This window comes from Ruminococcus sp. AF17-22AC, from assembly GCF_003460065.1.
In the GTDB taxonomy this organism is placed as follows: domain Bacteria; phylum Bacillota; class Clostridia; order Lachnospirales; family Lachnospiraceae; genus Blautia_A.
Genome location: NZ_QRXT01000016.1, coordinates 60,421 through 71,242, shown reverse-complemented (window position 1 = coordinate 71,242; position 10,822 = coordinate 60,421). Strand labels below are relative to the sequence as shown.

General features: G+C 42.3%; 8 protein-coding genes and 1 tRNA gene. All 9 read right to left on the bottom strand.

Going from position 1 to position 10,822, the window contains the following annotated elements:
• Window positions 1–387 precede the first annotated feature (387 nt).
• A tRNA-Ser gene (locus DWW86_RS16055) sits at window positions 388–475 on the bottom strand.
• A 130-nt stretch (window positions 476–605) separates the two neighbouring features.
• Entirely contained in the window at window positions 606–1,919 is a 1,314-nt protein-coding gene (locus DWW86_RS16050) for an ATP-binding protein (protein ID WP_072522558.1), read from the bottom strand.
• Window positions 1,916–2,632 carry a LytR/AlgR family response regulator transcription factor gene (locus tag DWW86_RS16045; RefSeq protein WP_072522557.1) on the bottom strand — a complete coding sequence of 239 codons (717 nt, stop codon included), beginning with the start codon at window positions 2,630–2,632 and terminating at the stop codon, window positions 1,916–1,918. The genes DWW86_RS16050 and DWW86_RS16045 overlap by 4 nt, the downstream gene beginning before the upstream one ends.
• An 81-nt stretch (window positions 2,633–2,713) precedes the next feature.
• The gene (locus DWW86_RS16040) at window positions 2,714–4,165 is read right to left on the bottom strand and encodes a family 43 glycosylhydrolase (protein WP_072522556.1); all 1,452 of its coding nucleotides are present in this window, start codon (window positions 4,163–4,165) and stop codon (window positions 2,714–2,716) included.
• Window positions 4,166–4,297: 132 nt separating this feature from the next.
• The gene (locus tag DWW86_RS16035; protein ID WP_117944020.1) at window positions 4,298–5,608 is read right to left on the bottom strand and encodes a leucine-rich repeat domain-containing protein; all 1,311 of its coding nucleotides are present in this window, start codon (window positions 5,606–5,608) and stop codon (window positions 4,298–4,300) included.
• A 2-nt stretch (window positions 5,609–5,610) separates the two neighbouring features.
• Entirely contained in the window at window positions 5,611–6,969 is a 1,359-nt protein-coding gene (locus DWW86_RS16030) for an MBOAT family O-acyltransferase (RefSeq protein WP_072522554.1), read from the bottom strand.
• Window positions 6,966–8,774: a leucine-rich repeat protein gene (locus tag DWW86_RS16025; protein WP_072522553.1), complete on the bottom strand. Its 1,809-nt coding sequence runs from the start codon at window positions 8,772–8,774 to the stop codon at window positions 6,966–6,968. The genes DWW86_RS16030 and DWW86_RS16025 overlap by 4 nt, the downstream gene beginning before the upstream one ends.
• 133 nt (window positions 8,775–8,907) lie before the next feature.
• On the bottom strand, window positions 8,908–10,374 hold the full coding sequence (locus tag DWW86_RS16020) for an MFS transporter (RefSeq protein WP_072522552.1): 1,467 nt from the start codon (window positions 10,372–10,374) through the stop codon (window positions 8,908–8,910).
• A 4-nt stretch (window positions 10,375–10,378) separates the two neighbouring features.
• Window positions 10,379–10,813, bottom strand: a complete 435-nt coding sequence (locus DWW86_RS16015) for a hypothetical protein (protein WP_005423947.1) — start codon at window positions 10,811–10,813, stop codon at window positions 10,379–10,381.
• Window positions 10,814–10,822: the final 9 nt, after the last annotated feature.

Here is a 10,822-nt window from a genome sequence, read left to right as displayed (position 1 = left end):
GCACGCCGCCAGCGTTCATCCTGAGCCAGGATCAAACTCTCTGATAAAGTGTTTGATGTACTCAAGACAACCAACTAGCTTAGTTATCTCTCGTCATTACTGTTTTTAAAAGTTCATTCTGTTGAATGATGATTCGTTAAAGAATTTTCGAGAATCGTATGTGTTTCACTGTTTAGTTATCAAGGTTCTCTGTCTTTCGACAGCTCATTTATTTTACCACTGTCATTTTCGTTTGTCAAGAACTTTTTTAAGTTTTTTCAAACTTTTTTTAAATGACTTTTTGTGATTCGTCGTTGCATCAGTAACTCGTTTACTCTATCACATTCATTTCTGAATGTCAAGTACTTTTTTGAAGTTTTTTATTTTTTAAAATTCAAAAACTTCAAACGGAGAAGGAGGGATTTGAACCCTCGCGCCGGTCACCCGACCTATACCCTTAGCAGGGGCACCTCTTCGGCCTCTTGAGTACTTCTCCTGACTCCGAACTCATAATCTCTTATGCAATTTGAAGTGCGTCTTTTCCAAACGCATGGTTAATTATACATAACACATTTTACATTGTCAACACTTTTTTTGCATTTATTTTAATATTTTTTTCACTGTCTTTACCCTCCTGCAGGAAGCAGTATTTTCAGCTCAAACCAGTTATTTTCCTGCGCAGCAACGACTGATCCGTGGTACTTCTCAACCGTACTTTTTATACTCTTCATTCCATATCCATGGAGGCGTCTGTCTTTCTTGGTCGTTACAGGCATTCCGTTTTTGAACCGTATCTTTTCATCGCAGTAGTTTTCCGTACGGATGCGCACAAACTGTTTCTCTTTTGTCACATAAAGCCAGATCAGACGTTTTTGTTTCTCCTGCTGCTTTTCTGCACTTTCAATCGCATTATCCAGCATATTTCCAAACAATGCACTCACATCCATATCTTCCATAAAAGACAGAGCTCCTCCGTCTACAATAAACTTCAGTTCTATTTCTTTGTTCTGACATATCATTGCCTTATTTGTCAGCACTGCATCCAGTATCTGATTTCCGGTCTTGTTCTGAGTCTCGTATACCCTTATCTCGCGTTCCATTTTTTCCAGATAACTTGTAGACTTTCCGACATAAGCCTGAGTCTTGAGAAGATTGATCTGATGCTTCAGGTCATGATATTTCTGGTTTACCATATCAATATTTTCTTTTGACAGCTGGTAGTTCTTGTACTGCATCTCCATAATATTATGAAGTGTGTCTTTCTCAAAGCGGATCTGAATTTCTTTGACCTGAACATGATATGCATACAGTACGGCAATCCCGCTTAAATCCACGAGTGTACGGATAATAAAAATATCCATAACAAAGGTTCCGCTGAACAGTCCATTCTGATCCAGATAACTCAGATTACTCATAGCAAATACCGAGGCAGCAATGATAATGACCACCAGTAATTCTCTTCTTGTAATATGAAGCTCTTCAAGATCTTTTTTGAGATTCAACTCCATCAATGCCAGTATGGTAAAGATCACGGCATAAACCAGAATCAGTTCCACCCATTTTAAAAGCTCTCCCTGTATTCCTCTTACATATCTCAGATAATAATATATCTGCCAGCACAGAGAAGCCGCAAACTCTCCGTTGATAAACGCCTTTACGAGGTAAAATCCCGCCTCTCTGAGCGAAAAATCATTACAGATATAAATATATCCCAGAAGAAGCAACACTATCAGCGACATCGACGGAACAAACAATTCCTGTCTTACTCCATCTGTCACAGTCATAAAAAATAAAAGGAGGGCAAACTGAGCACAGCTTACTGCTGCCAGCTTCCATCTCCCGATTTTTCTTTCATTCGTACATGTGATCACAAATACGGATAAAGCATAAGCTATGGCATAGTAATACCCTGGTGTATTTAGCACCTCTGCTGTGTTCATTTGCCCACCTCATTCAAATATTCATTTAATGCGTCCAGGAATGGTTTGCGTCTGCTCCTGCTTACCTGAATTGTATCTCCGTTCACGCTGACATCACTTCCCATGTAATTATCTACATATTCCAGATTTACCAGATAACATCTGTTACACCGGAAGAAACGCTTTACATCCAGCTGGCTCTCCGCATCCCTGATTGTCCCCTTGGTAACAAAGTTTCCCTCTGTTGTATGATAGATCAGAAGGTGATCCTGCACCTCCACATAACAGATCTGTCCAATATCCAGTTTCTTTTTGCCGCCTTTCAGCGCTATAGTAATAAATTCTTTTTCCTGTACTTTTACTCTGTGAAGCGCTCTTCCCATACTCTCCGAAAAAGAGAAATACGAAATAGGCTTCAGCATGTAATCCAGAGCATTTACCTTATATCCCTGAATCGCATACTGAGGCATATTGGTTATAAATATAATAACAACGTCCTTGTCCAGTTCGCGGATTTTTTCGGCGGCTTTCATTCCGTTCAGAAAAGCCATCTCAATGTCCATGAGAATAAGATCATAATCCGCGGAATAATCCGTCACGATGTCTTCTCCATCCCGAAATTCCGTAATCAGAAATTTCAGTCCGTTTTCTTTTTCGTATCGATTCAGGTGAGTTCGCAACGCTTCCAGATCATGCGCATCATCTTCCACTGTTGCAATACGAAGCATGTTCATCCCCCGTGCCTTCTCATATAATAATACTTGTAGTATAACAAGAAAAAGCACAGGAAACAATCCATTTTTTATCTCGGCTTTTTATTTCAAAGTAAACGAAATAAAGTCAAAACTTCCTTTTCCTTCAAAAGTAAAGAACAAAGCCTCTCTGTTTCCGGAAGTCTGGACAGCAGATGAGAACTCTTTCAGTTCCTTACATGGACTGACAGCAATCGTTGCAACGGCTTCGCCGTTTTCACTGGTACGGACATACAGTGTACCTTCCGCGCGCCCCTTTATTGCCACACTGATCTCTTTTGTTTCACTGAGATCAAAGTATTTGAATCCTGCCAGTGCACTATCACACATATTTGCAATATACTGATCCGGTCCGGATTCTCTGTCTTTTCCATCCTGTGTCAGATACGGAGTTCCGTTCTTCGGGTGTTTGATCATACTTAAAAAACGGGTTCCTTTTTTTCCATACAGATTACATGCAATATATGACGGATAAGTCCCCTTTCCTTCCAGCGGGCCTCCGTTTAATCCACAGGAAGTCATCTCTGCCTGATAAAATTTCCCGTCTTCAAAACGGATTTCTTCTGCCATAGCCTGACGCGAAGACTGCTTACGGTTACTGTGTCTGTGATAGAAAACAAAATATTTTCCATTCAGCTCAATAATACTTCCGTGTGTATTTCCGGTGTTATTTCTCGCATGTTTTACATCCGGGACACCTTCCATTCCTATGTCGCCATTACTTACCAGGATTCCGCCATACTGGAATTTCTTTACCGGACTGTCACTTGTCGCATAGCAGAGTTCATGGCTGTTCATTGTGCTGTAAATGAAATAGTATGTACCATTAAATTTACGCATGGAGCTTGCTTCAAGGAAAGAATGTCCCTCATAAGGAGTACCGATGGATTCCTTTTCGCCAGCAACTCCAATATAGGACGGTCCATTCAGTACCGTCAGCATATCAGAAGGATCAAGTTCAAAACACATCGGGCCATGTTCTGTCGGTTTCGATCCATCCAGAAGGATCGGGTTTCCTGCCAGTGCAAAACCTGTATACAGATACAGTTTTCCATCATCATCCATAAAGATACCCGGATCAAACTGGAACGGCTCATTTTTTTTGCCAATTGCAATACCGTCACTGTATTTTACATACCCGTAAAATTCATATTTTCCTGCCGGTTCATCACATACAGCTACGGAGATCATCTTTGTACCACCCATGAAATAGTACAAATAAAATCTTCCATCCGGTCCCTGCACCATATCCGGCGCTGCAAGGCCATTTGTCAGACGGATTCTCGGTGCTGCCGGATCCTGTTCTCTCTTATAAATGCAGCCCTCATAACGCCAATTACCAAGATCATCCACCGGTGCCGACCAGCAGACATAATCGCCCAGGCAGAAATTCAGTCCGTTGAATATATCATGAGAACCGTAAACATACACACGGTCTCCTACAACATGTGGTTCTGCATCCGGAACATATTCCCAGCTTGGCATGTATGGATTCACAGCCTGTTTTGTTTTCATGTTTTCCCTCCAGATTTCATATTATCAATTTCACAATCCTGATTTTACAGTTCAAAATTTATAGTCTCACTTTTATCGTATCTTCATTGTATCATGATTTTCCGTATCAGATTTCTTTTGAACGTGGTTGGTTTATTTTTCTGCGTGAGCAGTAACTTTCCCGATCCTGCCGGCATACACTGACCAGAAATAATTTCGCTTATAACTGTCTACAGACATCTGCGGAACAAGGATTTCTGCACCTGTACCATCCAGAAGATGCTGACCCACAATACATTTCGAAGGATCTTTCTGTTCAAGCACAATTTGCTTAAGACCTGCACAATTCGAAAAAGCATAGTCTTCAATCTGTGTCACATTCTCCGGGATCACGATCGTTTCTTCACCCTGATATGTCTCACTGTCCTTTGCAGTCCATATTCTGGTTTCTGCAGATACATCTCCCCACGTTCTGTGAGGTTTCTCCGGGAGTTCCACAGTTACAGCTCTGTCATCCCCCAGCATCGCTTTCATATCGCGGATCAGCTGCACGGTATTTACCTCTTTTCCTGACTGATTCAGATGAAAATTGGTGTCAAAAAACCACTCCGCTTCCATCAGACTGTTTTCCGGATTTCCTATAACAGGAAAATCCAGTTTCTGACGCAAAAATACATCATATGCTGCCAGGTCATCCATATCTTCCACAGACAGTTTATTTACCGGACAGTACCGATACCAGACCACAGCCCCTTTTTTTTCAAGTCTTTTGGCCCAGTCATTCATATAGTCCATAAATTCCGGCTGAACTACATCTTCTGTAAATCTTACTTTCTGGTTCACATCATAACCATTCGGAAGGATGTTTTCCCGACATGTATCCAGTTCGATATCTCCGTATGTATTAAAGGATTTCTTCTGATAAATGCTGTCCGTCTGAGGCTTCTGCCCTTTCATTACATAATTCAGCTTTTCCAGTGCAAACCGTGGAAAATTTCCCAGCATCGCCTCAAAGTTTTCACTTTTCAGATCACGAAGCATTCCAAAGGCTCCATCAGCAGCCTGCCACATGTATTCTCCGTTAAAATAATCGGAAAATGTCTGCTCACTCTGCTCCGGGGAAAGGATTACGATATCTCCTTCATGAATATAATTTTCGGAAAGATCCATAACTGCCTTGGTTCCAAGACCTGCATACATACCGAAATTAACTATTTCATATGAAGGAAAAAAATCATCCATCAGGGCACTGTCACAGTCAAAAGCCACTCCGCTTCCTCCGACAAGCACAATTCGCTTTCCCGAAGTTTCCTTCAGCCTCTCATATTTACTTTTCAGTTCTCCCATAAATGTATCCCCGAACTGTACAGGCAGTCCAAAACCGCAGATCAGAAAAAATACCTGTTCAGCCAGAATCACTGCCAGTGCAGTTGCAACAATACGTCTTACTGTTCTTTTATCCATATTTAAAACCTGAAATAAATAAATGCATTTTCACCGCCTGATGCCATCCTGCCAAGCCATGAAAATTCAATCACAGTCACCATAACAACAAAAATCACTGCTGCCATACAAAAGCCTTTCTGAGTCTGGCAGTTCTTATCGATCTCCTCAGGAAGTCGTTCCAGAATCAGCCAGCTAATTCCTGTCGTAAGAAGTCGCAGAATCGCAAATCCCCGAATTCCCAGGAAACTCATAGTCTCAGCTATTCCACTGCCCAGAGGATTCACAAACGGCTGTTGCAGAATCCGCCATGCTCCGATAAGTGAAGGAGCACGAAAGAACACCCACGCAATATTCACAAGAAGCAGCGTAAGGATCCAGCCAGCCACCGGATGAAGGATTCTCTTTTTATCTTTCCTAATCTGTGAAAGGCATATAGCACCAACCATATAGATTCCATGGATCAGTCCCCATACAACAAAATTCCATGACGCTCCATGCCAGAATCCACTCAGCAGAAAAACGATCAGTACATTCCTGCATCGCTTTGCAAACCCTCTGCGGTTTCCTCCAAGTGGAATATATACATAATCTGTAAACCAGCATGTCAGGCTGATATGCCATCTTTTCCAGAAATCCTGTATGCTTACCGCGCGATAAGGATGCCTGAAATTTTCCATAAGCCGTATTCCCATCATACGTGCCGCACCTCTTGCAATATCTGTATATCCCGAAAAATCACAATAAATCTGAACCGCAAAAAACGCCGTTCCCAGAACCGCTCCAATTCCTCCGGCATCCTGCGGCGCAGCATATACTTTATCAACATATACCGCCAGATAATCTGCCACGACAACTTTTTTGTAAAATCCCCGGAGCATCAGCCAGAAACCATTCAGCAGATTTTCCCCTCTCATTGTATGCTTTTCCTTCAGCTGTCCAAGAAGATTACCTGCTCTCTCGATCGGACCTGCAACCAGCTGTGGAAAGAACGATACAAACAGAGCATAGCTTAAAGGACTTTTTTCCGCTGAAATTTCGCCACGATACACATCGATCACATATGCCATTGTCTGGAAGGTATAAAATGAGATTCCCACTGGCGGGACTGAATATTTCAGACCGATCAGAAATCCCAGACATACAGTCACTGCCAAAATCAGCCAGGCTCTTCTGTGTCTGCCCTTCTCAACAGCAATTCCCGCCAGATACGTGATTGCCGTTGTAAGCAGAAGCAGTCCTCCTGCCCAGGAACTTTCTTTTATGTAAAAGAAATAGCTCACAGCCAGTAGAAAGAGTTCTCTGTATTTCCATGGAATCTTCCAGTACAAAAGCACTACCACCGGAAAGGAGAAAACAAATGTCAGTGATATAAAATTCATTTCTTTTCCTCCTTCACAAACTGTTCTTTTAGATTCCTTATCACTTTTTCAGTCCGGATCTGTGCCCCTTCCGTAGACAAATGATTATCCGTTCCATACAGATAAATTCCTGTATACAAAGAATCCTCAAGTTCCGAAATGACAGGAACATTCAGCTGACTCTTAAAATATTCATGCAGCCGGATTCTTTCCTCCTGTGTGCTGTCTTCAGAAAGCGCATATTTATTTCTGGGTGAGTAAGTAAAATAAACTTTTATTCCCTGATCCAGAAATCTTTGAAATTCTGTATTTATGGAATCGATATAAGTATCCTTCGGATATGCATTTACTGTATAATTTACCGGAAGTCCGTAAATCGGTTTTTCACTTGTGGAATTCGGACGGTACACTACATAATCCCCGTATTCATTGTAGCTTGGCTCCTCCACTTCATTTCCATCCTCGTCATACTCTGATGCGCAGACATCATAATTTTTTCTTTCCATATCTGCTCTTGCATCCTGATATGCAGTAAAAGCAGTGAAAATCTGTTTATACTCTCTGAGATCCAGCTGCACAAACACATCATAATCTGACTCCATCATGGCAAAAGTTGCATAATCCAGTTCCTTCTGATAACAGAACTGCCGGTTTGCCGCATCAAATTCCGGAGAATCCAGAAGAACATCTCCTTCCTTCATACAGGAACGAATCAGTTCAAGCTGCGGAAGTGCCGGTGAATAGGCAAAAACTCCCATATTGACTACTTCATAATCAGGAAAAGCCTGGTCTATCATCTCACTGTCGTAACCAAATCTTGTCGAAGAGCCGGAAAACAGGACAATCTTCTTTTTATCCTTCATGCTCAACAGACGATCATATTTATCCTGGAATGTATCGAAATAATTTCCACTGTAGGCCGGAGCCTCGATTGCGTTGATATGCAGAGTATGCAGCATATCACAGTCCTGAAATGCATAGTCACTGATTTTTTCCAGATCATCATAAAGATACAACTGTTCCAAATGACTGTTTCTGAATGCCCACTTTTCAATTTCATAGATTCCCGGCGAAAGAATCACGGTTTTACAGTCTGTATCTGCAAAAGCATTCTCCCGGATTGTACGTACCGGTAATCCCCCAAGACTGGGTGGAATACAGATCTGCTGTGCCTTGCCGCTATATCCGGTTATGACTGCAAAGCCTGATACTTTTTTGTATATAAAATCTGCCTCGTCTGTCCACGGCGTCCACTGTGCATACAGCACAAGCCCTGCTTTCCACGCGATCCGGCTTCCAAGTCCCACAGCCTGGCCGCTTCCATCAGCCCTGGTATTCCATCCAAGCAGTGTGTAACCCTTTCTGAAAAAGAGATCCGTTCCTATTGAAGTATTGATTCTCTGGTGAGTACCTCGATAACAGATGCTCGCTCTGTCTGAATCCCCTGAAGTGTTTTGTCCGCCATTGGCATCATACAAAATCTCATATTTTCCTTTTTCAGCCTGAATGCAGATACTCTCCGAATATTTTACTTCATGCAGAACAATCTCCACGGTTTTTCCATCATCATCTTTTATTATTTCTGTCTCGCCATGATAATCTGTGCCCAGAAGCTGCCAGTTATTATCCAGCGTGACTGTAAAGCTCACATTGCTTCCGGATTTTATTGTTCTGACAGGATCCGTCACCTGATACCCATCCCCCTTTTCCATAACAATATGACAAAGCTGTTCTTTTTCGGGCTCTTTCTGCTTACATCCTATCAGACCTGTCACTATCAGAAGAAGGAATACCCAGAATACAGTTTTTAATTTTCTTTTACCCATAGTTCAGTCTCCTCCTTCCGTTTTATCTTATAAATACACAGCGGTCTTCCGGTATACTTAAGGCACAGTTTTGTACTTACTAACCTTATATATATCAGAAGACCGCCTCTTTACACCAGTCTTTTACGACTCTTTATTTATTTTTTCTTGCTGCGATTGCTTTCTGTTCTTCCGGCAGATTCTTCTCTATCGTGAAGAAGAAAATCAGTACTGCACAGATTACATAAGCGATCGTCTCTACCCAGATATATCCGACAGAGATTGCTGTCTGTGCTGCAGCTGTCTGTGCTGCAGTACCAAGAGCAATATCTGCTGCCTGATCGTATCCACTGGCATTTAAGATTGCACTGAAAATAGAGTTACATACCGGAGTCGCAGCTACCATGATGGAACTGTAAATAGACATTGTAAGTCCATCTGTACGGATTCCGGCTTTGTATTCGATATGATCGATTACGTCTGCAAGCATGGCAAGAATCATGTAACATGCCGGAGCAGATCCAAGGCATTTAAGAGCTACACCGATTGCTACAGGAACAATCTGCCCGTTACCCATGATTGCGATCACGCCACCGACAGCACCAAGAAGCATGCCGGCCATACATACGATACGTTTTCCGAATTTGTTACAGAGCGGTACGATTGCCACTGCTGCCACAGCCATCGGAACTGCACCCATGATACTTAAAAGGGACTGTGAAGCGCCCCAGGCATCTGCTGTACCGAAGAAAGTATTATCCATTACCCACTTACAGAAATAAGTCATGGAACCATTCTTCATGGCACCGCTCCACTGGAAGCCCATGTAGAACAGCATCACAATCCACCACATTTTTTCACTGGTAACTGCAGAAAGCTGTTCTTTCAGAGAAGCTATCTTAACTGTTTTCTCCTCTGTATCGCCCTCAGACATCTGTTCTTCTGTTACACGCTCACGTGTGAACTTGAACTGTAAGAAGATGGTCAGCGCGGAGAAAATAGCGATTGCAGTCATCGCTACCAGCCACAGATGCTGATTTTCTTTCAGTGCGAAAGAAACCAGGATCGGGAATACCATGGAACCGGCACCCATAACAGCAAGTCCTGCCACATTTGTGAAGGAAGCCAGTGCACCTCTCTGTTTACTGTTTCTTGTAGATACAGGAATCAGTGTGGAGTTAGCTGTATTGTAGATCGGATAAGCCACAGCATAAAACAGGTTGTAGGCAATCGCGATCCACACCATTTTGGCAGTTCCCTCAAAAGGAACTACAAACATCAGTACAGAGGCAATGGACAGAGTCAGAGCAGACAGCAGGATCCACGGTCTTGCCTTTCCAGCCATTGTTCTCGTACGCTCAATAAGCTGACCTACGATCAGGTTTGCTGCTACGATCAGAATGGTCGAGAACAGCTGTAAAGTTGTCAGAAATGTCAGGTTCAGTTTCAGGACATCTGTAAAATAATTCTGAAGGATACTGGTAAAAATACCGGAAGCCAGAAGTGCTCCGAACGGTCCGATAAAATATCCTATCAACATCTCCGGAAGTTTTACATCCTCTGATTTGATTCTGGAACCGGTCAGTGGACCGTTCCAGAAATCTTTATTTGTCTTGCTCATAAAATCAATCCTTTACTACTTTGAAGAAGGAGGAAATAATCGTGAAGATCAGAGCGACCGCACATACGATCATTCCAATGATCGCACCTTTTAAATCCGCCATATTCTGAGCGTTGTTCTCAAAAGTCATGATGGATCCGATTGCAGCGATTCTGCTTCCCACAAAAGCGATCAGCGCATATGCTGTCAGCACACCGCATGCTACCGGAATAATATCCAGAACCGGCTTTGCTCCCATTTTCACAGAAACTATGATCATAACGATTTCAAGAATCGCAGCAACAGCCAGGCAGGCAACGATTGTATTATCAGTACCAGTAGTTTTTACAAAATAGTTTGTTTTGCAGTTCATCATGTACAGAACCAGTCCTGCAACAGTTACTAGAACTGTGATTACACTTAAGACCAGTCCTGCGCCCATTTTTTTCTTTTCAGTCATAGTTATTCC